The sequence below is a fragment of the Peribacillus deserti genome (assembly GCF_016909175.1).
Lineage (GTDB): Bacteria > Bacillota > Bacilli > Bacillales > DSM-1321 > Paraperibacillus > Paraperibacillus deserti.
On sequence record NZ_JAFBFI010000004.1, the window covers coordinates 59972 to 85060 of the forward strand.

A 25089-nucleotide genomic window follows, 5' to 3' on the forward strand; every position below is an offset into this window, starting at 1 on the left:
TTCAAAAATCGTGAAATATAAAAACAGACTCCATATATAAAAAGGAGTCTGTTTTTATATTTTATTGAACTTTTACTTTCGTCAATTCCAAAAATTCTTCTACGTCCTTCATGCACATAGATACAGCTTCATCCCAAAAGTCTCTTTTGGTTAGATCTGCTCCTAAGTGTTTCATTGCAAGCTCCTCGACCTTCATTGAACCCGTATCCTGAAGCAGCTTAATATATTTTTGCTCGAAGCTTTCCCCTTCTTCAATAGCCTTTTTGTATATACCCAGTGAAAATAAATAGCCAAATGTATAAGGGAAATTATAGAAAGGAACTCCTGTAATAAAGAAATGAAGCTTTGAAGCCCAGAATAGCGGGTGATACTCTTCAAGAGCATCGCCATAAGCCTCCTTTTGAGCCTCTTCCATCAGTTCATTCAGCCGCGATGCACCAACAACACCCTGTTTTCGTTCTTCATAATAATTAGTTTCAAAGATAAATCTTGCATGTATGTTCATTAATAACGCCACAGAACGCTGAACTTTATCCTCCAGGAGAGCCAGCTTTTCATCTTCATTTTTTGCTTCCTTTACAGCCGCATCAGATACTATTAATTCTGCAAAAGTGGAAGCAGTTTCAGCGACATTCATGGCATAGCCTCTGTTTAAGTAATGCGATTCCTTTAATACATAAGAATGAAAGGCATGGCCCAGTTCATGCGCAAGCGTGGACACATTGGAAGGTGTTCCTGAATAGGTCATAAAGATTCTTGACTGGCCGCTCTCGGGAAATCCAGTACAAAAACCTCCAGGAGATTTGTTATCTCTATCTTCGGCTTCAATCCAGCTGTCCTTGAATGCTTTTTCTGTGAATCGGGTAAGTTCTTTGCCGAATTTGGAAAACTGATTAAGTATGAACTCGGCACCTTCCTGGTATGGCATCACACCTGCAGATTGGGTAACAGGAGCATCCAGGTCAAACCAGCTTAGTTTTTTCACGCCTAACAGTTCAGCTTTGCGGTTCAGATACTGTTTCAGCGGCCCTTTTTGTTCTGCAATTGCACTCCACATACTATGTAAGGTTTCTTTGCTCATTCTATTAATATCAAGAGGTTCTTTTAGAACATCATCCCATCCGCGTCTGCCATATACACTTAGTCTGAAACCGGATAGATGGTTTAAAGTATTTGCAAATAAATCAGCCTTTTCACCCCATGCTTTTTCCCAATTTCTAAACAAATCCTCCCGTACTTTTCGGTCAGGATCGGAAAATTTATTTGAAGCCTGGCCGACAGATAATTGTTTTAATTCACCCTGATCCTGAACAGGGATCTTAACTGAGCTGACTAAAACATCATACATTTGTCCCCAGCCGTGATAACCGTCAACAGACAACTGGTTGATTAACGATTCCTCTTCTACAGAAAGCTTTTCCATGACTCTTTCTCTTCGCTCTTCAAGAACAAATCGAACTTCCTTTAAATCATTGTCTTTTAGAATAGCCTGGAAAAACTGTTCTTCCAGCTGTGCAAGCTTTACATCAAAAGCATTTAAGGCGCTGGAGAATTCGGCGCTAAAGCCTGTAACTTTTCCTCTGTGCTCTCTTGCCCTGGTATCCGTAGTATCCTGCGCTTCCAAACAGCTTATGAAAGCACCTGCCTGGCGCAGTTTAGCTCCAACTAAAGCAAACTGTTCTAATATATGAATAATAACGTCCTTGTCTGTCGGCTCAGATGTGACATTCCAGCTGTTAATAAGCTTCTTAAATTCTGAAAGGTCTTGTTCTACCCCAGATAAATGAGCAGCAAATTCTTCTGAATGGCTTCCGCCTTGAAAAAACACATCTAAATCCCATCTCAAAGAATAATTCATCTTCTTTTACCCCCTTTTTCTACATATATTATATGGCTTTTTTTAAATTTTTTCTATTTTTAAACAATAGTGGATCACACTGGAAGGATAAACTGAACTCTAACAGGTTATAGCCAGCGGCAGCCTGGATTTGCGGACCCATTTGTCCAAAGCTGGACAGCCATTTGAAAAAAATAAAATCCGTACAGACACAGACAAGGCCTTTCAGACATACACATGTTTAATAGGCGTGTGCCTAAAACAACGGAGGTGTAGCGATGCCCGGTATTTTTACTGCAATAAGCTATATGGTAAAGGAACTCTTTTTATTAGTTTCTTATGTAAAAAACAATGCTTTTCCTCAGCCCTTGTCAGCACAAGATGAACGTAAATACCTGCTTCTTATGGCGGAAGGCGACAGTGAGGCAAGAAATATTCTTATAGAGCATAACCTTCGGCTTGTGGCCCATATTGTCAAAAAGTTTGAAAATACAGGGGAGGATACAGAAGATCTCATCTCCATCGGCACCATCGGCCTGATAAAAGCCATCGAAAGCTATTCTGAGGGCAAAGGGACTAAGCTGGCTACTTATGCAGCCCGCTGTATTGAGAACGAAATTTTGATGCACCTGAGAGCAACTAAGAAAACAAAGAAAGATGTTTCACTCCATGATCCAATTGGACAGGACAAAGAAGGAAATGAGATTAGCTTGATTGATGTTTTAAAATCTGAGTCGGAAGATGTGGTCGACACCATTCAATTAAACTTGGAAATTGAAAAGGTTAAGCAGTTTATTGATGTATTAGATGATCGAGAAAAAGAAGTTATAATAGGCCGGTTTGGACTTGATCTGCAGAAAGAAAAAACACAGAGGGAAATTGCCAAGGAGCTGGGGATATCGAGGAGTTATGTTTCACGAATAGAAAAACGCGCCCTCATGAAAATGTTCCACGAATTTTACCGGGCAGAAAAAGAAAAAAGGAAAGGCTGAATTGCCTTCCTTTTTTTCTTTTCATATAATTTAATAAATTCATTTCATTCATCCTGAGTTCTAATCAATCGAATACCTATAATATTCCTGTGTATTGAACGGCTGAAACCCACATGAGGTATATAACCGTAATGCATGCTCGTTCTTTGCTTCTACCTCAAGGTAAATATCATGGCCTGATTCCCGCTCCTGTAAGATGACAGTTTTCAGGACCTGGCGCCCAATCCCCTTACCCTGAAATTCTGGAAGCACTGAAAAACCATAGATCCATGAATCTTTTTGGTTGAAGCATGAAACTCTTATCTTTCCCACAGCTTCCTCTTCATGTTCAATTATATATGAATGCTGATTTCTTTCTTTCCGGGTTTCCATATTAAACCTGGCTGCTTCTTCCCTTCTTAAACCAAAGCATCTGGCATCCAGTTCAATTTCCAGCTTAGTGTCTTCCTCAGTCCTAGGCCGTACCACCACATCCATTTCGATGTTCAATACAGCTTCCTGCCACTTCATTTGGTATTCAGAGAAAGCATAATTAAAAGGGACTCTTTTCAAAAACTGCTTTCCCGACTGTGAATTTACAGGAGCATTGAATAAAATCTCACGGAAATGTTTAGCTTTAATCTCTTCCAGTGCGTTTTGATACAAAGAAGTGAAAATACCTTTACGGCGGTATTCAGGATGCACCAGGCCGCATAGTTCAACTTTGCTGCCGAAATCATAAACACCAATAAAGCCGATAAGTCTGCCTTGATCAAAAAAAGAATGTTTATTCAGTTCATCTTCACTTTTTTGCTCAAGCGTCTCCCAATTCAATTTTAATTGAATATGCTCCTCTTCCTCGCATAGTTCCTGTAATTGTTTTAATTCTGCTAAATGCTGTACAGCCTTCACCTCATTTCCCCCTTTTCCCGTAAATTATCGTTCCTTAGCCGGTATCTTTATAAAACCATAATAGTCCTTTTCGATTTAATAATTTAGTCATAAGAATCTCCACCTTCTTTGGAATTTTGAATTACATGATATTTCCGATTTGCAGCGATTTATCGATGTTTTTTTCATGCCACTCTTTTATAGATTCCTGATGCAAAGCTTCTTGGCGGCTTAATCCTTTTTTCTTGATAATAATGGTAAAGAAAAGCATATGGATGGTCATACAATCACCTCCTGAAATTTCGCACTAAGGACTTTCTCTCTTACATCACGTTGTTCATTTCTGCCCATTTGTATAGATTCCGCTCATGCCATTGCTGAATCTGTTCCTGGTGCTCGGTCTTGTTTTCTGCTCTTTGGCTTTTGTTTAATAAAAATGGTTAAGAAGAGCATTTGAATCATCATACTATCACTCCTTGCTAGCTTAAATTACGTTTTGAAGCTGGACGATGCGGTTCATATTAGCATCATGCCACCTCTTAATTTCTTCCTGATGAAAAGCTTCTTCTCTGCTTATTTTAGTCTGCTTAATAATGATCGTGAAGATCAGCATATTTATAGTCATATAATCACCTCCATTATTATTAATAAAATTCAGCCTGCTACATGATAAGGGGAACCTGGAGCGTCCTGTCGAGATTCCGGTCATGCCATTTTTGAATCTGTTCCTGGTGGAATGCTTCTTTCCGGCTTATTGCTTTTTGTTTAATGATGATCGTGAAGAAAAGCATATGGATTGTCATACAATCACCTCCTTTACAATATTTAAATGCAGGCATAAAAAGGCCGCAGAAAACTTCTGCGGCCTGAACACAACCGCAGGAAATTTATCCATGCGGCGCAAAAAGGCCGCACGGAATATTCTCCCTGCGGCCATATAGTATGATTGCATTCATAAACATAGAAATTATGAGTTCATCGAACCAGCCAGGTCGAATATATAAACATGACATATTAAATTGTAAGTCTTTACAGCTGCTTGAGTATATAACATGTCATTCGACCTCCCTTAGTTAATTTGCTCTTAGAAAGAGCTTACATTGGTAAGTATATCCAAATTGCTACATTTTGTAAACCAGTTTTTGGCCTAAATTTTCTACATCATTCGATAAATGGATATTTGACCCAGGTATAAATCTTTATACTTACATATAGGCCGCTTAAAAATTTCAGCTAATAAGCAAAAAAGCCGGACCTTATAAAGGCCGGCTTAATCAATGGTTTATACATCGGTTTTCTCCGATTGAGATAAAAGAGATTTATATTTCGCAGAAAGATAGAAGAACACTCCTGAAAGAGAAATAAAAAGAATAGTTGCTCCCATCATTAAGTAATCAGGGTTTAATCCTTTTCCATGTGAGGAAATAAGGACTCCTAGATAAAAGAACACGCTCGCACAAATAAGGGAAAAAGCAAATCTTTTGTAATCTACCATTTTTTCGCGATAAATAGTCTCTAACGATTTCTTTTTAAAGTTCACTTAAATCCCACCTGCACTTTCTAGTAAAAACTAATTACAACCATAACATAAAAGCCAGATTATAGAATTAGTAAATTACTGTAAATACAGAGGATTCAGCAGTTTATTTTAAAGCATTCGCAAGATCTTCAATTAAATCTTCAGCATCTTCCAGTCCTACAGAAATACGAATCAAACCGTCTGTTATGCCAAGCTCTGCTCTTCTTTCCTGTGGGATGGAAGCATGAGTCATTCTCGCAGGGATAGAGATAAGGCTTTCTACAGCTCCAAGGCTTTCTGCAAGCGTGAAGTATTTCAGTTTACTGAAAACCTCATCGGCTTTTTCGGCGCTTCCTACATCAAATGAAACCATTCCACCAAAGCCTGCTGCTTGTTTCTTAGCAATTTCATGGTTAGGATGAGTTTCAAGCCCTGGGTAGAACACTTTAGAAACAGCCGGATGATTTTGCAGAAATTCTACAATTTGGGCTGTATTGCTTTCCGTTTCTTCCATTCGAATCCCCAGCGTCTTAATTCCTCTGATCAGCAGCCAAGAATCTTGAGGGCCAAGTACTCCGCCTGTTGAATTTTGGACGAAGTGAAGATCCTGGCCTAACTGCTCGCTATTCACTACTACAAGCCCTGCTACCACATCACTGTGTCCGCCGATATATTTGGTTGCACTGTGAAGCACGATGTCTGCACCTAATGAAATAGGATTCTGCCAATACGGCGTACTGAAGGTATTATCTACAATGGTCAACAGACCGCTGGCTTTAGCCAGGTCTGCAATAGCCTGAATATCAGAAATCTTCAGCAATGGATTAGTTGGAGTTTCTAGATATATAGCTTTCGTTTCAGGGCGTATCTCATTCTTGATGTTATTCACATCACTTGTATCAACAAAGGTTGCTTCAAGGCCAAAACGGTTAAGTACCTTTGTCATCACTCTAAAGGTACCTCCATATACATCGTCTGTCATGATGATATGGTCGCCTTTATTAAAGAGCATCATGACTGCAGTAATGGCTGCCATTCCGGAAGCAAATGCAAACCCGCGCTCTCCGCTTTCGAGATCCTTAATTAGTTCCTCAAGCGCAAATCTTGTAGGATTTCCCGTTCTAGAATATTCAAAGCCCTTATGCTTCCCTACTTGTTCCTGTTTATATGTGCTTACCTGATATATGGGCGTAGATACGGCTCCTGTTGTTTGATCGCCGAAGATTCCGCCATGAATGAGCTGGGTTTTCTTTTTCATTTAAATTCCTCCCTGATATATCTTTTTGCTTAAATATCTTTCACTTGAATCTGGGAAAATAACAGCAATATTTGTACCGGCTTCTGCCCTTTCTGCTTCTTTTAGTGCTGCATAGAATGCTGCACCTGAGGAGCTTCCGACAAGCAAACCTGACGTTTGTGCCAATTCTTTTACCAAATCAAAAGCACTCTTGTCACTTACCGTATAAATCTCATCAAAGTAGCTTTCGTCCATATAACCTGGAAGAAACTCCATGCCAATTCCCTCCGTTTTATGAGGGCCAGATTTCCCGCCGTTCAAAATGGAGCCTTCAGGTTCAACAATAACGGTTTTAAGCGACTTTTTTTTCTCTTTTAAGTATCTTGCTGTGCCCATGAAGGTTCCGCCCGTACCTGCACCTGCAACAAAGATATCTACCTTACCATCAAGCTGGCTCCAGAGCTCCGGCCCAAGTGTTTTATAATACGTCTCGGGGTTCGAAGGGTTTGAGAATTGGGCCGGTGAAAAAGAGCCCGGAATTTCTTTAAGAAGATCCTCAGATTTTCTGATAGCCCCCTTCATTCCCTCTTCAGTAGGTGTATGGATAATCTCAGCTCCGAGTGCGCGCATGAGCTCCTGTTTTTCCTGGCTGAATTTTTCCGGTACACAGAAAATCACATTGATTCCATGTTTTTGTGCGGCCAGAGCAAGACCTATACCTGTATTTCCGGCCGTAGGCTCTATAATGGTGCCATTTTCTCTTAACTTGCCGCTTTCTAGAGCGGTGCGTATTAGTTCTTGGCCTAATCGGTCCTTTACACTTCCGCCTGGATTAAAAAACTCCAGCTTAGCATATATATTTACGCCTTCTGGGATGCCGAAACCTGTAATCTGGACCAGCGGTGTATTTCCCACTAGTTCATGTACACTGCGGAATACATTCATACTTAATCTCCCTTTAATTTTAATGCAGAAGTTGAATCTAAGTAGTTCGCATAGATTAAGCTGTTTTCATTTAACATTTTTACCCATAAACAAACATTCACACGGTACCGCTGTGAATGCCTGCTGCTCTGTTTATTAACGGTTTATTTTGTCTACAATCTTGACTACCAGCTCAGAAGAATTCTCTGCTGCTTTCACAAGGAACTTTTCAAATGATATATCAGATTCCTTGCCTGCTATGTCTGATAAGGCACGGATTACGACAAACGGCACATTGAACTGATGAGCAACCTGAGCAATTGCTGCTGCTTCCATTTCCGCTGCGTAAAGATCCGGGAATTTTCCTCGGACAAACTCTACGCGCTCCTTATCATTCATAAACGAGTCACCGGTTGCGATCAATCCTGTCACAACCTGAATTCCATTGATTTCAGCAGCCGATTCCTGCGCTGCAGCTATGAGGCTTTCATCAGCTTTAAAGGCGGCAGGAAGCTGCGGCACCTGTCCGTATTCGTAGCCAAATGCCGTTACGTCTACATCATGGTGGCGGACTTCTGAGGAAATTACAACATCCCCTACATTTAGTGAAGGGAGGAAGCCCCCTGCTGAACCCGTATTGATGATAACATCCGGTTTATATTTTTCAAGCAATACAGCCGTGGACAGGGCAGCGTTCACTTTCCCAATTCCTGACTTGAGCAGAACCACTTCCGTTCCGTTTAGTGTACCCATATTAAACTCACAGCCAGCTACGGTTTCCTGTGTTAAGTTCTCTATTTTATCTCTTAAAATGGTTACTTCTTCTTCCATTGCTCCGATAATTGCTGCTTTCATTGTACAACCTCTTTCTATTACTGTTTAATTGCCTCTAGGATCCATACAAATCCATTGCACTTCTCAAAGGTTACTAAAAAACCATTAGAAGTTAAAGCTTTTTCTAAAAACGGAATCGTTGTATAGTATTCCGAACGCAAATCTGCCGCCAGGTTTAGATATCCCGCGTCTTCTGCATCGGCAATTGCCCTCTCGTAAGCCATTACGGATTCATACATCGTATCTGCAAAAATTATTTTACCACCTTTATCTAATAAACTGTTATAAAGTTTAATAGCCCTTTCTTTTTCCTCATCGGTTAGATGATGAAAAGCATAGGTGCTTACAAAGGTATCAATTTTTCCAGAAACTTCGAACTCTAGGAAATCGCCATCCTTAATTTCAGCCCTGCTGCCCAGCTTTTCCTCAGCTTTTTTTCTCATGGAAGGGGAGGGCTCTATTCCTGTAACCCTTAATCCTGACTGCAGCAATTTTTCAGTAAGATTCCCAGTCCCTACTCCAAACTCGACAACATGTCCCTGTGATTTAGAAGCAGTTAAATTAAGTATTTCATTGTAATTCTTAAATACTTCACGATATTCTATATCATGGCCAACTACGGTATCATCATACGTTTCAGACCAATCATTAAATAATTCTATAAATTCTCTGCCCACAAATATGCGCCACCTTTAAATATTTTATTATTCCTATGAGCATACTATGATTTAAATATGAAACAGTTCTATAAATATAGCAAGTGATTTATTCTTTCTGGTAAAATATAACGAAGAGGACAATATTGGAGGATAAGCAATTGAACTTTCACTTAGATATCATTGAAGACAAAATCGAATTTTTTGAAGCAGAGAATATAAAGGACCTAGAACATAAAATACAGGCACAAATTGAGATTAATAAATCGATTTTGCTTCAGGTTGCTTCTGTTTCACATCAAATGCATGTTTCCGAGGAAGGCAGGAGATTTTATAGCGCTGTAGTACATTTTAAGGCTAAAAAATAAAAGGGAGCAGTCTGCCGCTAGAATAGCCGGACTGTCTCCCTTTTATTTCTTTTAAAAATTTTACTTTTTATCATTTACCTTAAGTTCCTGAACTTTTACCGGTTTCCATCCCTGGCCATTTACCCATTCTATGTGTACCCGGTATGCTTGGTCATTGTCCTTAGCTGATACAGTACCTACCGCACTGTTTGGAGAACCGCCATTCTCAAGCCACCATACAGTCAAGTTGGCCGGGGCAATTTTGGCCCCATATGCCAGCGCTTTTTCCATTTCGGACCAGTCTACCGATCCTTGATCATATGTTGCTGTATGTTCTCCCTGCTGCGTGGTTCCAACAGGCTTCCAGGATTCGTTTTTATAGGACTTTGCTACATTAGGATCCTTATCAGGTATTTCAACAACCTTGTCAGGGTCGCTCTCTTCTGCTCCCTCAAGATCCCGTCCGCTAAGGTCTACTTGGCCTTCGTCATCCTTTTCAGCCTGCTTCTCCTTTTTGTCAGCTTTCTTTGATGTTGCCTCTGTTTTAGGAGTTTTACTTTCTATCTCTTTAGAAGCTTCATTGTTTCCCCCAAGAAAGATAAATCCTGCAACAGATATAATAAGCACCGAAACAAGTACAATCAGGAAGTTATAAATGCGGTTAGCTTTCCTTTGTTTTGTTTTATCAATACGTGTACTTTTATTTAGGTCTCGTTCCATCCAATCCCCCCATTATCAAACCAGCATTTCATCGCTTATATAGTAACACGTCAGCACTCTTCAACTGAAGAAAAATGCCCTTTCCATTATATTCTGACAGCATTATGACAAGCTTTCCATGGTGAATTAGTCATTTTTATTCTGATCATGGCGGTAGACCTCCATAACCATTTTGTGAAACAACGGATTAATGCCTCCGCTGTCCTCTGGGACCTCAAGGTTTACAGCTACTAAGGCATACCTTGGATTTTTGTAAGGAAAATAACCAGCGAACCATTTATTATAAAGTTCTTTGCCATCCTTCATTTTTCCCGTCTGCGCTGTTCCTGACTTTCCTGCAACCTCGTATGGCAGTCCCTGGAAGACCCTGCCTGTTCCCTTTTCTTCTATTACTACTTTTCTTAACATGGTTTGAAGCTTCATTGCTGTATAAGGAGATATAGAGTCAGAGTCAAGCTTTTTATTTGGAAATTCAACCACGGTTGATCCGTTTTTAAATGTTACCTTGCTTACAGCCTTAACCATTCTCGATTCGCCGCCTCTCGCAATGGTTGCCATCATATTGGCAGCTGCGAGCGGTGTCACCTGTACATCCTGCTGGCCTATCCCTGTATGGGCTGCCAGTCTTTTATCTTTTTTATCAGTGTTTTGATCCCAGACCTTCCCCTGCTCCTCGTTAAAAAGCTGCTTGATTTCAGAATGAAAGACCTGGCCTTGCCATCCGGATGGACCAATAATGTTTAACTTGCGGGCATAATTTTCGAGGATGTCTGGATTAATTTGAGTTAATTGTATGGCCAGATCCCCAAAAGTCCGGTTACAGCTCTGTGCAAAGCTTTCTTCAAAGTCTAACGTTCCCAGTCTCCTTTTTTCATCAATTGCCCCATTGATGGTCACATTGCAGTCAAACACCTGGCCTGGTTTAACAAGCTGATAATCTATAGCAGCCGCCGCAATTACCGTTTTAAAAACAGAGCCAAGCTTCGCCTGGGAAAACATATTATTTTCTGAGCCGATATTTGGATTTTTTTTATGAATAGCCGGCCTTGAAACAAGTGCCCGTATTTCACTGGTCTCAATATTCAGCAATAGCAGACCCCCATTATGAATCTGGAGTTTATCGGTTAAATCTTCTGCTGCAGCCTGGAGTTCTTTATCTAGAGTAGTTATAACACGAACGGGATATAACGGGTTTGCCGGCTCCACATATTTAACATCCACCCCGAATAAAGGCCCTCCAATTCCATCCACGTGAAAAACCAGCTTGGACTCTCCTTCAGATAAAAGAAACTCATCAAAGGCTGCCTGAAGACCTGTATTCCCCACGTGAGCTTCTGGAGATAAATTTTGGCGGGGATAGAGCTGCTTTTTACGGCTCTCCCACTTTGTTAATGTTCCAATAAGCTGTTCTGCAGGCATCTTCTTTGCCACACTCTGCGAGATTGCGAAAACGCCCGGAATCTTTAATGAGTTGATTTCATCCATTTGAGTATCAGTGAGATACAGCGGTGTTTTACCTCCATATGCGAAAGGCTTTTGAGCCTTATTTACGGCAGAAAGAAGATCGCTTTCGCTAATTCCTGCCGCTTGGGCAACCTTTTTAGAGGGCCAGTCCATACCTTTAAGAAAGGGAAAAAGAACCAGCGCTGGAACTTCCTCATGTCCAAGCGGTTCGCCATTTCTGTCGTAGAACTTTCCTCTTCCGCTGTCTATAGATAGTACTTGTGTACGCTGGTTTACACTTGATTGAATTAAATTGATATGATGTTTAGTAAATGACTCACTGCTTACTAGCTGAATCTGAACCAGCCTGCCGATTAATGCGAATAATAATATCATGAGCAGACCTGCTAGGATCTTAATTCTTTTCAATGGCATAATAAAAACACCTCATCCACAGTGTTGACGAGGTGTTTTTATTTAAACGTATATTTGGTAGGATGACTTTATTTATTTAGCTCTGTTAAACTAGTCTATTGACTTCCGCTACAGGCACTCGCTTTCCGCGGGCGGTCGGGAGCCTCCCGCCTGCGGGGTCTCCCTTGACCTGCTTTTCCCGCAGGAATCTCGTACCTGAAACGAAGATCAACTTAGTGAGAAAATCAACATTGTACTTTAACATTGCCTTTATTTAATAGTCACAATGCGGACGAACATATCTCCGCCAGGCGTTTGAACCGTAACTTCATCGCCAACCTTTTTGCCGATAAGGCTCCTTGCAATAGGAGAATCATTTGAAATTTTACCTTCAAACGGATCTGCTTCTGCGCTGCCGACAATTGTATAAGTTTCTTCTTCACCGTCAGGCAGCTCAACGAATGTGACAGATTTACCAAGAGAAACCGTATCAGAATTCAATTCATCTTCTTGAATAATCTTAGCGTTACGGATCATATTTTCCAAAGTAGTGATACGGCCTTCAACAAAAGCCTGCTCTTCTTTTGCAGAATCGTACTCGGAGTTTTCTGATAAATCCCCAAAGCTTCTGGCGATTTTTATCCGCTCAACAACTTCTTTTCTTCTTACACTCTTTAAATATTCAAGCTCTTGCTCAAGCTTTTCTTTTCCCTGCTTTGTCATTGGAAATACTTTTTCTATAGCCAAAATCCTTCACTCCTTCTAGTCTTTCACCATTCCCCTAAAGATCGATCAATTGGTGAGGTCAAATATAACGTATGTATGAAGATTTCCTTCATAAAAAACACAACCTGCGCGTCCTTTTGGAAAGGGCGCGCCTTTGTCTCTCATTTGTAAGATTATTTCCTTTTTTAAGATTTGTCCACCTTTTTTGCAAAATTTTCTAAGAAATGATCCAAAGTAAAGGCTTTCAGCCGGGACTTAATCTTTATTTATGCAATAGTATTATAAAAATGACTTTTCTTCAAGGATTGTTTTAATTTTTGTTACCATTAAATCAATCGCAACGTGGTTTTGGCCGCCTTCAGGAATAATGATATCAGCGTACCGCTTTGTAGGTTCAATAAACTGGTTGTGCATTGGCCTTACCACACTTAAATATTGATCAATAACAGATTCAATGGTCCGTCCCCGTTCGTTAATATCACGCACCATCCTGCGCAGAATCCGGATATCAGCATCAGTATCGACAAATAACTTCATATCCATCAAGTTACGTAATCTTTCATCCTCTAATACCAGAATTCCTTCTAGTATGATAACATCCTGCGGTTCCACAGCAATGGTTTCCTTTGAACGCGTGTGAATTGAATAGTCATATACCGGCTTTTCAATCGGTTCATATTCCAACAGTTTATTTATATGCTCGATCAGCAGCTCGTTATCAAATGCAAGCGGATGGTCGTAGTTGGTCTGTAAACGCTCCTCAAAGGGCAGCTCGCTCTGATCCTTATAATAGTAGTCCTGCTCAAGCATAAGAATGGAGTGCCCCTGGAAACTCTTATAGATAGCTTTAGTTACACTGGTTTTTCCTGAGCCTGAACCTCCTGCAACACCAATTACTACCGGTTTTTTACTCATTTCATTTCTCCTTTTCTCTTCATATGCACTTAGGCATAATAGGGAGGAAACAGGTTTATTTGGTATCAAAGCGTGTCTTTTTGCTATGGTACCCAAACATTTACTGCTTATACCCTTTTACTGCACAATATATGCTCAAAAGCACCATCCACTGTAAAGGTAAATGGTACAGGTTTATTAAGCTTCCCTGCGTTTAACTGCTTTTTTACTAATGGCCACTCCATCCCCAATAGGGAGAATAACTGTATGGTACGAGGGATTAGACATAAGCCATTCATTGAAATCTTTTATCTTTCTCACCAGGCTTTTTATTCTTCTCTGCTCAAACTGGGCTTCCTCTGCGGCAACAAGTCCCCTAAAAAGAACATTATCAGTAATGATGATCCCGGTTTGAGCCAGCAAAGGCTCATAGGTTTCAAAAAATTTGCGGTATTGTCCTTTAGCAGCATCAATAAAAATTGCATCAAAAGGCCCCTCCTTTTCCACTTCGTCAAAAGTGAGAAGAGCATCTCCTTCAATCAAACGTATGGCGTTCTGTTTCTCGGCCGCCGCTATATATTTATGTGCCCATGCTATTCTTTCCTTGTCACGCTCAAGTGTAACAATTCTCACACCAGGCAAAGCGTCAGCCATCCTTAATGCGGAATAGCCGATCGCCGCCCCTACCTCGAGAATTCTAGAAGGCTGGTGGAGCCTGAGAAATTGAAGCAGTGCTTCCATTCCAAGCTTGTCCATGATCGGGACGTTATGAACAGCCGCAAACTGCTCCATCTGATTGAATAAAGCAGAAGTATTTGGTATTAAGGACTGAAGATATTCTTCAACCTTATCATTCATTATATTTCCTCCTAAACCAAACTTCGGTTTTGATTAACTGAAGATTGACATAGTAAGCATGCAGGATACTCTGTCCATTTTCACTTCGAATATTTTAACATAAAAGAATGGGGAAAGTGAATGATACTCTCCCCATTGTCTTCTTTTACTATTTTTTATTAGTTATATGTTCGGCTTTCAGCCTGTTATGTTCATCTAAACTTTTCGAAAAATAGACCTTGCCATCAGAGGCTGCCAGGAAATACAGATATTTTGTATCAGAAGGGTTCAGGGCTGCTTCGATCGAACTGGTTCCAGCGTTAGCAATCGGCCCTGGCGGAAGCCCCTGGTTCTGATACGTATTATACGGCGATTTTATTTCTAAGTCTTTATATAAGACTCTTTTCTGATGGCTTCCTTTAGCATATAAAACTGTAGGATCCGTCTGCAGCGGCATGCCTGTTTCTATCCGGTTGTAAAAAACAGAGGAAATAGACTCTCTATGGGTTTTTTCCGTGGCCTCTTCCTCAATTAGTGAAGCCATCGTTAACAGCTTATGAGGGGACAATTTCTTTTTAGCCATAGAATCACTATAGTGAAGAAGGACCTCGTCCTGCTTTTTCAGCATTGGACTGATTAAATCTTCAACTGTAGGGTTTTTCTCAAAATAAGAGTAAGTAGCAGGAAAAAGATAGCCCTCAAGCGGATACTTAATGTTCTTGCCGTAGATATCCTGTTTTAGAAGATTAGGATATTGCGACTGCATCTTTTTAATAAATGCTTTATCGTTCAGGGTCTTCCAAACAACTTCCTTTTTAAGCTCCGCTTTCTCTGCAAGAATGCCCGCTATTTGATCTAGCTGTTTCCCCTCAGGAATAGTTATTTTTAAAGCCACACTTTGCATCACTTTTCCAGTTTTCAAACTGGCTGTAATCTCGCTTAATTTCATCGATGGCGAAAATTTGTATTCGCCTGCCTGAAATCCTGCTTCATTTTTAAATTTAGTATAATAGCGGAAAACTCGCGCATCCTTAATGATCCCTTTGTCCTCAAGAATATTCGAAATACCCGATACACTTGAACCAATTGGTATTGTAACCTTGGTTATTTTTTCATTCTCCGGATCCACAGGCTTTAACGCAGACTGAATGTAAAAATACCCGCCCAAAGCTAAAGCTAAAAAAAGCACTAGAAAGGACAATACGGAGATTAACACAATCTTGCGTACGGTCCTCGCTTCACTTTCCCGCTTTAAAAGCTGCTCTTTTATGTATTGTTTTTTTGTATCTTTGTCACTCATTTTTTCCCCTCCAAGAAACCAGTCAAGAAGTGATAATATACATTTATGAATTCATTCACTCGAATCATTATACTATAAAGGCTGCCTCCAGACATACAAAATACCCAAATAAATTACAGGATGCAACATAATATCCGTCCAACCGACTTTTGGTGATGGCTTATTTCTTAAACCTGGAGCTTCTGGAAAAATGTATTTTGATACATTAGCTATGAAACGGGGTACATGTTTTTTATAAATAAGACAATGCCGCCAGCCCCAAACTCCCGCAACAAGGGATGCCATTGCTCAAGTACCAGGGCCTAAGACCTTGAATAGGAGGGCTAGAAAAGTAAAAAAGGGCTCTTTTTTTGGAGTGAATGATTGGAATTTAACGTTATAGAGTACATCTCCGTTTACCTTTTTTGCAGGTCCAGGACATTTATGGGGGGGGGGTTCAGGGTTAACGGGGGTAAATTTAAGTTTTCGAGGGGTAAATGAAGTTTTATGGGGTGTTTCAGGAATTTACGAGGGCTTTTTATTTTTTATGGGGATTTGATATTATCGACATTGCCCTTGAAAGAAAGATAAAAAAATCCTGCCAAACAAATTTGGCAGGAAATCAGTTAATGAGCAGACGATTATTCTTCGTCTCCTTCTTCAGCAAGGAATGTATTCAGCATTTCCTCAACCATTTCCCATTCCTCTTCGGTTTCAATTGGCTGAAGCTCGCCATCTTCGTTGTCAGCGCTTGGTACAAAAGAAGAAGCATGAATTTCTATATCCTCTTCATCTTGGTCGCTTCCAATTGGATAATATAACACATAGGATTTTCCTGTTTCGTCAGATTCAAAGGTAAATAATACTTCACACAACTGCTCATTGCCATTTTCATCTACTACTGTAATATTCTTTTCACCGTTTTCCATTTAAGTACACCTCTTATAAGTTAGTTTGTCTGTCTAAATACCCTTGTAAAATCATAACCGCTGCCATTTTATCAATAAGCTTCTTACGCTTGCTTCTGCTGAGGTCAGCCTCAAGCAGTACTCTCTCTGCAGCCATTGTTGTTAGGCGCTCGTCCCACATTTCAACGGGCAGTTTGAACTTAGATTCAAGAGTGCTCGCATAAGATTTACTTGCTTCGGCCCTTGGGCCAATCGTATTATTCATATTTTTTGGCAGACCCACTACGATTTTTGAAACTTCATATTCCTTAATAAGTTCTCCAATTCTCTTAAAGCCAAACATATTTCTATCTTCGTCAATCTTAATTGTTTCAATCCCTTGAGCGGTCCATCCCATGGCATCACTAATGGCAACGCCCACGGTTTTTGATCCCACATCAAGCCCCATTACCCGCATATTATTTTCCCTCACGCTGATGCTTCAGGTATGATTTCACTAATTCTTCAATGATTTCATCTCGTTCGAGCTTACGAATTATGCTTCTTGCATCATTATGTCTTGGAATGTAGGCTGGATCCCCGGACAATAAGTACCCTACTATCTGGTTAATTGGATTATATCCCTTATCCTGGAGTGCATTGTGCACCTGGAATAAGACCTCTCGCACATCCCGTTCAAAAGGCTCTTCCGGAAAGCTAAATTTCATTGTTTTGTCAAAGGAACTCATACTCGCACCCCTTTATTGATCCACGATAACCGTCGATTTTCTTCGTCAGCTTCACTCTTTCACATCCTCATGTATGTCTATATACATTCCGGTGTTCAATCGTTTCACTTCCTCGAATTTCTCGGTCCTCCTGAATCACTATTTTCCTGAGAACCGTCGGATTTCTTCGTCAGCTTTGCTCACTCGCATCCTCATGTATGTTTAGATACATAGGGGTGCTCCCTCACTTTGCTTCCTCGAACTCCTCGGCCCTCTCAATTACATTCTTATATTTACATATTCAATTGTGATACTATTTTTCCCTGCTCGAGCCGCATTAAAGATCGTACACTTGTTGGGTTACTTAAATAGATTTTACCCATTCTTCAACATAGCTAAGCGCAGAATCCAGCTTATCGGGATCTTTGCCGCCTGCCTGGGCCATATCAGGACGGCCTCCGCCGCCTCCGCCGCAGCGTGCAGCTATTTCCTTGATTAATTTACCAGCATGGTATCCCTTATCCATTAAATCATTTGTTACACCAGCAATCAAGTTTACCTTATCACCTTGAACTGAGCCTAATAGAATAATGGCTGAACCAAGCTTTTGTTTTAGATCATCTGCCATGGAGCGCAGGTTGTTCATATCTTGAGCCTGTACTTTGGCCGCAAGGACTGGCACCCCATCGATTTGTTTAACTTGATTGACCAGATTCCCTGCTTCTATGTTACTTAATTTTGCAGTTAAAGACTCGTTTTCCCTCTGAAGTTCTTTCATCTCTGCTAAAACAGATTCAATTCTTCCAGGGAGTTCTTTTGGATTGGACTTCAATTTAGCAGATGCATTTTGCAGGATACCAATCTGTTCTTTTAACTGTCCATAAGCTGCTGCGCCTGTTACTGCTTCAATACGTCTAGTGCCTGCACCTATTCCGCTTTCCGAAATGATCTTAAATAGTCCTATAACTGATGTATTTGGAACATGACAGCCCCCGCATAGTTCAAGACTGTATTTTCCGACTTGAACCACTCTTACAATATCGCCATATTTTTCGCCAAATAGTGCCATCGCACCCATTTCTTTAGCTTCACTTAAGTTTTTGAAATCAATCTGAACAGCTATGCTTTCCCATATTTTTTGATTGACTATTTCTTCAATCTTCTCAAGCTCGTCCGGTTTAACCTGTCCGAAATGGGAGAAGTCAAAGCGCAGGCGGTCATTTTGCACAAGAGATCCTGCCTGATTAACGTGCACTCCAAGTACATCTTTCAAAGCCTGATGCAGAAGATGTGTAGCCGTATGGTTCTTAGTGATTTCAATCCGATTTGCAGCGTCTACAACTGAGTGAACACTATCACCCTTTTTAATCGTTCCCGATTCAACAATGGCTCTATGAATATTTTGTCCGTTTGGAGCTTTTTGAACGTCTTTTACGGAAAATTTTCCGTCTCTGCTTACGATAGTTCCTATGTCAGCAGTTTGTCCGCCGCTCTCAGCATAGAAAGGTGTTTCACTTAAAATAATTTGAATTTCCTCTCCAGCGTCCGCTTCATCCACAAGTTGTCCATTTTTAACGATAGCTTCAACAGTTCCATCAGCTTCAAGATGATCATTACCAACGAACTTACTCTCTACTGTAATATCCCCAAGAACGCCTCCTTGAACCTGCATAGAGCCGACATCCTGGCGGGCAGCACGTGCACGCTCCCGCTGAGCCTCCATAGCATGTTCAAATCCTTCATGGTCAAGCTTCATGCCTTCTTCTTCTGCATATTCCTCAGTAAGCTCTACAGGGAAGCCGTACGTATCATATAAACGGAAAACATCTTCCCCAGGAATTGTACTGCTGTTTTTCTCTTTTTCTTTTCTTATTACTTCTGCAAGAATGCCAAGGCCGTCATTTAATGTCTCATGGAAGCGTTCTTCCTCATTTTTCACAACCGTTTCAACGAATTCCTGCTTTGCTTTTACTTCCGGATAGAAATCTTTCATGATTTCCCCAACAACTGAAACTAATTCAAACATGAAAGGACGGTTTATATTGATTTTTTTTGCATATCTAACTGCCCTTCTCAAAAGCCTGCGGAGAACATAGCCGCGCCCTTCATTAGACGGAAGTGCACCATCGCCTACAGCGAAGGAAACAGTACGGATATGGTCGGCGATCACCTTGAACGCCATATCTGCTTCTTTCCCTGACCCGTATTTCACTCCTGAAATTTCTTCAGTAGCTCTGATGATTGGCATGAAAAGGTCTGTATCAAAGTTAGTCGGTACTTCCTGCACCACGCAGGCCATTCTTTCAAGGCCCATTCCTGTATCAATATTCTTCTTAGGAAGCGGTGTATAGCTTCCATCGGGGTTATGATTAAATTGAGAGAAAACTAAGTTCCATACCTCTAAATAACGTTCATTTTCTCCACCTGGGAATAACTCAGAATCATTCGGGTCGTCTCCATATTCAGGACCTCGGTCATAAAAAATTTCTGTGTTTGGACCGCTCGGGCCTTCGCCGATATCCCAGAAGTTTTCCTCTAAACGAATAATCCGTTCGCTTGGAATACCTATTTTTTCATTCCATAGCTTAAATGCTTCTTCATCCTCAGGATGGATAGTTACGGACAGCTTTTCTTTAGGGAAGCCGATCCACTTTTCATCCGTTAAAAATTCCCATGCCCATATGATCGCTTCTTCCTTGAAATAGTCGCCAATGGAAAAGTTTCCAAGCATTTCAAAAAATGTATGGTGGCGGGCAGTTTTACCGACGTTTTCGATATCATTTGTTCTGATTGATTTCTGGGCATTTGTAATTCTAGGATTATCAGGAATCACTCGTCCATCAAAATATTTCTTTAATGTAGCAACTCCTGAATTGATCCAGAGCAGAGAAGGATCATCATGGGGAACAAGTGAAGCACTCGGTTCGACGCTGTGTCCTTTCTCCTGAAAGAAGTCTAAATACAATTGGCGGATTTGAGCTCCGGTCAGTTTCTTCATTTTTATTTCCTCCTTTTATTATCAACCAATATTTTTAGACACAAAAAAACCCTCATCCCTTGACAGGGACGAGAGTTAACTCGCGGTACCACCCTGATTATGAATGCCTACATTTAAAGCATTCATCACCTCATCAACAGCCTTAACGCGGCAAACGGCAGGAATTAGCTGCACTTAGGAGTAGCATTCTGTTAACCTTCATTTAGAATCTCTTTCAGCCTTGGAGATTCCTCTCTTATGTGCACTCTGCACTCAAATGGGCTTTAACATACTCGATCCATCATTGATTTCATTATTTTGAGTTTTCCTTAATTATTCCTGATTATATTAATATGAAAAGTATTTGTCAATGCTTTGTCCCTTGTTTATTTTCGCTCCGAGCCTGGAATTCCAACGGTTTTAGTCTTCGCAAAATGCTCTTTAGCATGAATCACTGCCACCTTAAGTACAGCTAACAAGGGAACAGCCACGATTAATCCAGGAATCCCCCCTATTTCGCCGCCGAGAAGAAGTGCAGCCATTATAACCAGCGGATGCATAGCCAGACTTTTCCCAACAATCAATGGAGATAGAACATTTCCTTCTAAAAACTGCAGCCCGAATACGATTAAGGCCACTGTAGCAACCATTTTCATCGAGGTGGTAGCTGCAATCAGCATGGCTGGGACAGCTCCAAAAATCGGCCCAAAATACGGAATAATATTGGTTACTCCTATGATTACACCAAAAAGCAAGGGGTACTTCATCCCGATGAACCAAAAAATAATAGAGGAAAGGCCTCCGATCGTTGCACACACTATAAATTGGCCTCTAATATAGCTGCCAAGAGAATTATCAACATCTTTTAGAAAGGATATCCCGTTCTGGCGCCACTTCTTAGGAGTAAAATACCATACCATTCTCTTGATGCTTTCAATATCTTTTAGAAAGTAAAAAGCTACAAAAGGGATAAGGGCAATTAACAGAACAAAGTCCAGCATGCCCATGATCCCATCCATCACCATATCAAAAAGGCTGTCCAGCTTTTGTTCTAAAAACAAAATTCCTTCTTCGAGCCGCTGATGAAGTCCGAAAGGCCAGGAAGCCGTTTGTTTATGCATACTGCTAAACCACTCTCTATATTGCTCAGCAACTGCAGGTGCACTCTCCGACAGCTCCCTGATCTGGCCGATAATCGCGGGAACTCCTTTATATACCGCATATCCGGTTCCCCCAAAGAATATCAGATAGATGATGAGGATAGACAAACCTCTCTGCAGGCCCTGGCCATGCAGTTTTTCTACTACAGGGTGCAATAAGTAGGCAATGAATCCTCCAATTAAAAAAGGGAGAGACACGGCAATAAATATCCTGAAAATAGGCATCCATAGCGGTCTTAATATAAAAAAAACATACATCAATATAAAAACCAACAGCAAAAAGCCCAGCCGGTAATACCACTTAAGCTGAATATTCAACTCCCGTCCTCCTTTTTCCATATGTTTTGTCTTTTTAAATAAATCCATACAGAAAAAGCTCCAAAAGGCATTGGATTTCCTCTGTGTGCGTGAAAGAAGAGCAGGGTGAGGAACAAGTTTTTGAACTCTTATAGATTTTAAATGAGGTTTTGGGAATATAAGAGGGTTTTTAGGATTTTAAGTGGGGTTTTGAAATTCAAGAGTATTTTTTACAATTCACAAAGGATAAGGCTGTAATAGATCGTAAGGGTAGAAAAACTTATAGGGAGTTCGAACAAGCGTTTAAAAACTCGAACCGCCACAAAAATGCAGCGGTTCGGGTTCTATCATACTAATATTCGCCGCTGATACGCCGATTATCTTCTTCAAATAAGTCGTCGAGGGAGCTTAAGGATCCGTCCTCTTCAACTTGATGAGTGTATATCAGTCCTTTTGAAACGGATAATTCAATAAAACAATTCCAGCAGTAAAATTGATTCACTCCAATTTTACCTATATCTTTGCTCGAGCAATTTGGGCACTTCATGTGCAAAGTAAGACACCTCACTAATTTACATTTATAATGATGGCGTCTTTCCCTATCGCAGCAGGCAGAATGGTGCGGGCTATATGTTTTCCTTCAGTTATGTCTGAAAAGAAGCCATCCGAAAATTCATACCCTACGATTGTGCCCAGATCCTCCTGAAAATATACATCTTTTACAATCCCTAAATCTTCGCCCTGATGGGTTATCAGCCTTTTCCCATTAATATTCTCGTGATAAGAAAATGGCATTTTTTCATGGCCTGTTTGCTCATCTGCATTCTTGACCAGAATTCCATTGGGCCCATAAGTGAAAATTTGATCCAAGGAAATGGTTATTGCTTTCTTAAAAAAGTGCTTTTTACTTAAGACCACTTTATGAACCTTCCCGCTTTGTGAAATCATGAGGTCACAAACCTCACCGAGTTTTTCACCCTGTTCTGTGTAAACTGGCAGGTTTTTCAGAATAGAAAATGTTCGCAAGAGGATGACCACCACCCTTCTTAAGGAAGCAACACAATCCATGAACATTACTAGTATTATTCTTCGGTCATGAAATCATAAGGTGAAACGTTTTCCATCCCTATCATCGGATTAGAATTCATCAGCTTTGCAATCAGGCCTTTTTCATCTTCCCCTAAAGGGAGAGAATCGGCTTTTCCATGATCTCCGGATAGTGCTGTTTGGATTTTTTCATACAAGGTGGTTTTTCGTTCCAGTTCATTGTTTCTTTCGACTCCAAGACGGAGAGCCTCTTCTTCCCCGCAGAGAATCAAAAATTTTTTGCTTCTTGTAATGCCGGTATAGATTAAGTTTCTCCTGAGCATCCTGTAATAGCTTTTTACCACAGGCATAATGACAATCGGAAATTCACTTCCCTGTGATTTGTGGATGGAGCAGCAATATGCCAGCGTTATTTGGGAAAGGTCTGTTTTCGTATAGGTAATTTCAAGCCCATCGAATGAAACAATCAGCATATCCTGCTTTTCTGTATTTTCCTTAGCATAGATAATGGATACAACCTGCCCAATATCCCCGTTATACACACTGCTTTCCGGCTGATTTACAAGCTGAAGAACCTTATCTCCAACCCGGTAGGTTACATCGCCGAAGGACAGCTCTCTTTTTTTTCCATCTGAATTCGGGTTGAAAATTTCCTGGATCAATACGTTTAGTTTGTCAATCCCAGCAGGTCCCCGGTACATAGGAGCCAATACCTGAATGTCTTTTGCTGAATAGCCCTTCTTCTTGGCATTTTCCACCACTTTTTTCACTACTTCAGCTATCTGGGTGGTGCTGCATGGAAAAAAGGAACGGTCTGGCTGCTGTTTGCGGATATCAACAGGCACCTTGCCCTGTTTAATTTCATGGGCTAAGCCAATGATGGAGGAGCCATCTTCCTGCCTGTAAATATGCTGCAGCTGTACGGTCGGAATTCTTTTGGAACGCAAAAGATCTTTAAGAACCTGACCCGGTCCTACAGAAGGCAGCTGATCTTCATCTCCTACCAGAATCACCTGGAAATTTTCCGGTAATGCCTTGAATAGCTGATTAGCAAGCCATGTATCCACCATAGACATTTCATCAACTATCAATATTTTACCAGCAATGGGATGATCCTCATTATGCGAAAATTCACCGCTGCCATTCCAGCCAAGAAGCCTGTGTATTGTTACAGCCGGCAACCCTGTGGATTCTGTCATCCTTTTGGCAGCCCTTCCTGTAGGCGCAGCAAGGACAAATGGAAATGGATCGTCCTTCTTATAATCCTTAGGGTCGAGCGAAACACCATGAAGCTCAGAAAATAACTCAACGATTCCCTTAATAACAGTTGTTTTTCCAGTGCCGGGTCCTCCCGTTAAAATAAGCATAGGGGAAAGCAAAGCTGTTTGAATAGCTTCCTTTTGTGCAGGAGCATATTCAACGCCCAGTCTTTCTTCAAGGCTGCCTAACGCCAGTAAAAATTCTGATTCTGGAAATTGATCTTCATATTCTCTCTGCAATAGTATTTTTTCTATTTTCGCAGCAAGCCCTTTTTCTGAAAAAAATAACGATGGAGTGTAAACTCGGTTATCTTCAATGATTATTTTGCCTTCTTCTCCAAGCTTAATCACTTCATTGGAAATATTCGAATAATCGATCACATCCCGCTTATTTTCTTCGAGAAGTGTTTTTACACTTTTCAGAAGCTGCTCGGTTTCCAGAAACACATGCCCCTCCTGGAGGCAGTCCTGCTCAAGCGTATAAAGGCAGGCTGCTTTAATCCGGTCTTCATGATTTCCGGCAATTCCAACTTGAAAGCCTAATTCATCTGCCCGGCCAAATCCAATTCCCTCGATATCCTCAACAAGCTGGTAAGGATTTTTTTGGATGACCGTTAGTGTTTCCTGCTTATATACCTGGTAAATCCTCATGGACAGCTGCGGCCCGAAACCAAATTGATTGAGCGTGATCATCACTTTTTCTAGACCTTGATGCTCCATTAGATTGTCATAAAGATCTTTTGCTTTTTCGGGGTTTAACCTGGGGATTGTGTCTAAAAGGGACGGTTTTTCAAGAATCAGGGAAATTGCATTTTCTCCTAATGTATCCACAATGCTTTCTGCCGTTTTTTTTCCGATTCCCTTAAAAAGCTCGGAAGAAAGATAGTTAATAACCCCGTCCCTTGTATGAGGGATATCTTTTCTAAAATGCTCCACATGGAACTGAACCCCAAATTTAGGGTGATCCTTCATCTGGCCAAAAAATATATAGGATTCATGTTCATGAATTCGAGGGAAATAGCCTGTTACAACTGCTTCTTTTTCGTCATAATTCAGATTTGTAGAATCTAATCGAATTCTTACTACTGAATACAAATTTTGCTCATTATGAAAGATTGTAACTAAATGACGGCCCTTCATAAACTTCTTGTCTTCTTCAGTGAAAAGGTCTAAAGAATCTTGCTGCAGCATACATTTCCCTCCCT

General features: G+C 40.7%; 26 protein-coding genes. 2 read left to right on the forward strand and 24 right to left on the reverse strand.

Annotation, left to right across the window (positions count from 1 at the left end; genetic code table 11):
* Positions 1 to 61: 61 nt before the first annotated feature.
* The gene (locus JOC77_RS05965; protein WP_204540184.1) at positions 62 to 1858 is read right to left on the reverse strand and encodes a M3 family oligoendopeptidase; all 1797 of its coding nucleotides are present in this window, start codon (positions 1856 to 1858) and stop codon (positions 62 to 64) included.
* 257 nt (positions 1859 to 2115) lie between these two features.
* Between JOC77_RS05965 and sigK the strand changes: the two genes are divergently transcribed.
* Positions 2116 to 2829 (forward strand): RNA polymerase sporulation sigma factor SigK, encoded by a 714-nt coding sequence (gene sigK / locus JOC77_RS05970; protein ID WP_204540187.1) that lies wholly within the window; start codon positions 2116 to 2118, stop codon positions 2827 to 2829.
* Positions 2830 to 2889: 60 nt separating this feature from the next.
* On the opposite strand, the gene JOC77_RS05975 is transcribed toward sigK, so the two are convergent.
* The 9 genes from JOC77_RS05975 to JOC77_RS06015 form a co-directional block, all read right to left on the reverse strand.
* Entirely contained in the window at positions 2890 to 3720 is an 831-nt protein-coding gene (locus JOC77_RS05975) for a GNAT family N-acetyltransferase (protein WP_204540190.1), read from the reverse strand.
* A gap of 121 nt (positions 3721 to 3841) precedes the next feature.
* A complete protein-coding gene (locus JOC77_RS05980; protein ID WP_204540193.1) occupies positions 3842 to 3982 on the reverse strand; it encodes a YrzI family small protein in 141 nt (46 codons plus the stop codon).
* A 201-nt stretch (positions 3983 to 4183) separates the two neighbouring features.
* Positions 4184 to 4324 (reverse strand): YrzI family small protein, encoded by a 141-nt coding sequence (locus JOC77_RS05985; protein WP_204540196.1) that lies wholly within the window; start codon positions 4322 to 4324, stop codon positions 4184 to 4186.
* A 37-nt stretch (positions 4325 to 4361) separates the two neighbouring features.
* Positions 4362 to 4502, reverse strand: coding sequence for a YrzI family small protein (locus JOC77_RS05990; protein WP_204540199.1), 141 nt, complete (start codon positions 4500 to 4502; stop codon positions 4362 to 4364).
* A 479-nt stretch (positions 4503 to 4981) separates the two neighbouring features.
* Entirely contained in the window at positions 4982 to 5239 is a 258-nt protein-coding gene (locus tag JOC77_RS05995) for a YrhC family protein (protein ID WP_204540201.1), read from the reverse strand.
* A 103-nt stretch (positions 5240 to 5342) separates the two neighbouring features.
* A complete protein-coding gene (locus tag JOC77_RS06000; RefSeq protein ID WP_204540204.1) occupies positions 5343 to 6476 on the reverse strand; it encodes a bifunctional cystathionine gamma-lyase/homocysteine desulfhydrase in 1134 nt (377 codons plus the stop codon).
* Entirely contained in the window at positions 6477 to 7400 is a 924-nt protein-coding gene (locus JOC77_RS06005; RefSeq protein WP_204540207.1) for a PLP-dependent cysteine synthase family protein, read from the reverse strand.
* A 135-nt stretch (positions 7401 to 7535) separates the two neighbouring features.
* Positions 7536 to 8234 (reverse strand): 5'-methylthioadenosine/S-adenosylhomocysteine nucleosidase, encoded by a 699-nt coding sequence (gene mtnN / locus JOC77_RS06010; RefSeq protein WP_204540210.1) that lies wholly within the window; start codon positions 8232 to 8234, stop codon positions 7536 to 7538.
* 17 nt (positions 8235 to 8251) lie between these two features.
* Positions 8252 to 8890, reverse strand: a complete 639-nt coding sequence (locus JOC77_RS06015) for a methyltransferase domain-containing protein (protein ID WP_204540213.1) — start codon at positions 8888 to 8890, stop codon at positions 8252 to 8254.
* A 140-nt stretch (positions 8891 to 9030) separates the two neighbouring features.
* On the opposite strand from JOC77_RS06015, the gene JOC77_RS06020 reads away from it, so the two are divergent.
* Entirely contained in the window at positions 9031 to 9237 is a 207-nt protein-coding gene (locus tag JOC77_RS06020; RefSeq protein ID WP_204540215.1) for a DUF2536 family protein, read from the forward strand.
* Between the two features lie 60 nt (positions 9238 to 9297).
* Here JOC77_RS06020 and JOC77_RS06025 read toward each other — a convergent pair whose 3' ends face one another.
* The 14 genes from JOC77_RS06025 to recD2 form a co-directional block, all read right to left on the reverse strand.
* Positions 9298 to 9936 carry a YrrS family protein gene (locus JOC77_RS06025; RefSeq protein ID WP_204540218.1) on the reverse strand — a complete coding sequence of 213 codons (639 nt, stop codon included), beginning with the start codon at positions 9934 to 9936 and terminating at the stop codon, positions 9298 to 9300.
* A gap of 126 nt (positions 9937 to 10062) precedes the next feature.
* The gene (locus JOC77_RS06030) at positions 10063 to 11775 is read right to left on the reverse strand and encodes a peptidoglycan D,D-transpeptidase FtsI family protein (protein ID WP_239558625.1); all 1713 of its coding nucleotides are present in this window, start codon (positions 11773 to 11775) and stop codon (positions 10063 to 10065) included.
* 288 nt (positions 11776 to 12063) lie between these two features.
* Complete coding sequence (greA, locus tag JOC77_RS06035; protein ID WP_204540225.1) at positions 12064 to 12540, reverse strand: transcription elongation factor GreA; 477 nt, start codon at positions 12538 to 12540, stop codon at positions 12064 to 12066.
* 258 nt (positions 12541 to 12798) lie between these two features.
* A complete protein-coding gene (gene udk, locus JOC77_RS06040) occupies positions 12799 to 13530 on the reverse strand; it encodes a uridine kinase (protein WP_338047187.1) in 732 nt (243 codons plus the stop codon).
* 81 nt (positions 13531 to 13611) lie between these two features.
* Positions 13612 to 14271 (reverse strand): O-methyltransferase, encoded by a 660-nt coding sequence (locus JOC77_RS06045; RefSeq protein ID WP_204540231.1) that lies wholly within the window; start codon positions 14269 to 14271, stop codon positions 13612 to 13614.
* A 148-nt stretch (positions 14272 to 14419) separates the two neighbouring features.
* Positions 14420 to 15550: an endolytic transglycosylase MltG gene (mltG, locus tag JOC77_RS06050; protein ID WP_204540234.1), complete on the reverse strand. Its 1131-nt coding sequence runs from the start codon at positions 15548 to 15550 to the stop codon at positions 14420 to 14422.
* A 620-nt stretch (positions 15551 to 16170) separates the two neighbouring features.
* Positions 16171 to 16458, reverse strand: coding sequence for a DUF1292 domain-containing protein (locus tag JOC77_RS06055; protein WP_101640564.1), 288 nt, complete (start codon positions 16456 to 16458; stop codon positions 16171 to 16173).
* Positions 16459 to 16471: 13 nt separating this feature from the next.
* Positions 16472 to 16894 carry a Holliday junction resolvase RuvX gene (gene ruvX, locus JOC77_RS06060; protein WP_204540237.1) on the reverse strand — a complete coding sequence of 141 codons (423 nt, stop codon included), beginning with the start codon at positions 16892 to 16894 and terminating at the stop codon, positions 16472 to 16474.
* A gap of 1 nt (position 16895) precedes the next feature.
* Positions 16896 to 17165, reverse strand: coding sequence for an IreB family regulatory phosphoprotein (locus JOC77_RS06065; protein ID WP_204540239.1), 270 nt, complete (start codon positions 17163 to 17165; stop codon positions 16896 to 16898).
* Positions 17166 to 17508: 343 nt separating this feature from the next.
* Complete coding sequence (gene alaS, locus JOC77_RS06070; protein ID WP_204540242.1) at positions 17509 to 20142, reverse strand: alanine--tRNA ligase; 2634 nt, start codon at positions 20140 to 20142, stop codon at positions 17509 to 17511.
* A gap of 365 nt (positions 20143 to 20507) precedes the next feature.
* The gene (locus JOC77_RS06075) at positions 20508 to 21599 is read right to left on the reverse strand and encodes an AI-2E family transporter (protein WP_204540245.1); all 1092 of its coding nucleotides are present in this window, start codon (positions 21597 to 21599) and stop codon (positions 20508 to 20510) included.
* 331 nt (positions 21600 to 21930) lie between these two features.
* Complete coding sequence (locus JOC77_RS06080) at positions 21931 to 22125, reverse strand: hypothetical protein (protein WP_204540248.1); 195 nt, start codon at positions 22123 to 22125, stop codon at positions 21931 to 21933.
* 20 nt (positions 22126 to 22145) lie between these two features.
* The gene (locus JOC77_RS06085) at positions 22146 to 22604 is read right to left on the reverse strand and encodes a PRC-barrel domain-containing protein (protein ID WP_239558626.1); all 459 of its coding nucleotides are present in this window, start codon (positions 22602 to 22604) and stop codon (positions 22146 to 22148) included.
* Between the two features lie 56 nt (positions 22605 to 22660).
* On the reverse strand, positions 22661 to 25075 hold the full coding sequence (gene recD2, locus JOC77_RS06090) for an SF1B family DNA helicase RecD2 (RefSeq protein ID WP_204540251.1): 2415 nt from the start codon (positions 25073 to 25075) through the stop codon (positions 22661 to 22663).
* Between the last annotated feature and the right edge of the window lie 14 nt (positions 25076 to 25089).

Coding starts and splice junctions, on each gene's coding strand:
- JOC77_RS05965 (WP_204540184.1), bottom strand. CDS start 1,858: ATGAATTATTCTTTGAGATGGGATTTAGATGTGTTTTTTCAAGGCGGA.
- sigK (WP_204540187.1), top strand. CDS start 2,116: ATGCCCGGTATTTTTACTGCAATAAGCTATATGGTAAAGGAACTCTTT.
- JOC77_RS05980 (WP_204540193.1), bottom strand. CDS start 3,982: ATGACCATCCATATGCTTTTCTTTACCATTATTATCAAGAAAAAAGGA.
- JOC77_RS05985 (WP_204540196.1), bottom strand. CDS start 4,324: ATGACTATAAATATGCTGATCTTCACGATCATTATTAAGCAGACTAAA.
- JOC77_RS05990 (WP_204540199.1), bottom strand. CDS start 4,502: ATGACAATCCATATGCTTTTCTTCACGATCATCATTAAACAAAAAGCA.
- JOC77_RS06000 (WP_204540204.1), bottom strand. CDS start 6,476: ATGAAAAAGAAAACCCAGCTCATTCATGGCGGAATCTTCGGCGATCAA.
- JOC77_RS06005 (WP_204540207.1), bottom strand. CDS start 7,400: ATGAATGTATTCCGCAGTGTACATGAACTAGTGGGAAATACACCGCTG.
- mtnN (WP_204540210.1), bottom strand. CDS start 8,234: ATGAAAGCAGCAATTATCGGAGCAATGGAAGAAGAAGTAACCATTTTA.
- JOC77_RS06025 (WP_204540218.1), bottom strand. CDS start 9,936: ATGGAACGAGACCTAAATAAAAGTACACGTATTGATAAAACAAAACAA.
- JOC77_RS06030 (WP_239558625.1), bottom strand. CDS start 11,775: ATGATATTATTATTCGCATTAATCGGCAGGCTGGTTCAGATTCAGCTA.
- JOC77_RS06045 (WP_204540231.1), bottom strand. CDS start 14,271: ATGAATGATAAGGTTGAAGAATATCTTCAGTCCTTAATACCAAATACT.
- mltG (WP_204540234.1), bottom strand. CDS start 15,550: ATGAGTGACAAAGATACAAAAAAACAATACATAAAAGAGCAGCTTTTA.
- JOC77_RS06055 (WP_101640564.1), bottom strand. CDS start 16,458: ATGGAAAACGGTGAAAAGAATATTACAGTAGTAGATGAAAATGGCAAT.
- ruvX (WP_204540237.1), bottom strand. CDS start 16,894: ATGCGGGTAATGGGGCTTGATGTGGGATCAAAAACCGTGGGCGTTGCC.
- JOC77_RS06065 (WP_204540239.1), bottom strand. CDS start 17,165: ATGAGTTCCTTTGACAAAACAATGAAATTTAGCTTTCCGGAAGAGCCT.
- alaS (WP_204540242.1), bottom strand. CDS start 20,142: ATGAAGAAACTGACCGGAGCTCAAATCCGCCAATTGTATTTAGACTTC.
- JOC77_RS06080 (WP_204540248.1), bottom strand. CDS start 22,125: ATGAAGTGCCCAAATTGCTCGAGCAAAGATATAGGTAAAATTGGAGTG.
- recD2 (WP_204540251.1), bottom strand. CDS start 25,075: ATGCTGCAGCAAGATTCTTTAGACCTTTTCACTGAAGAAGACAAGAAG.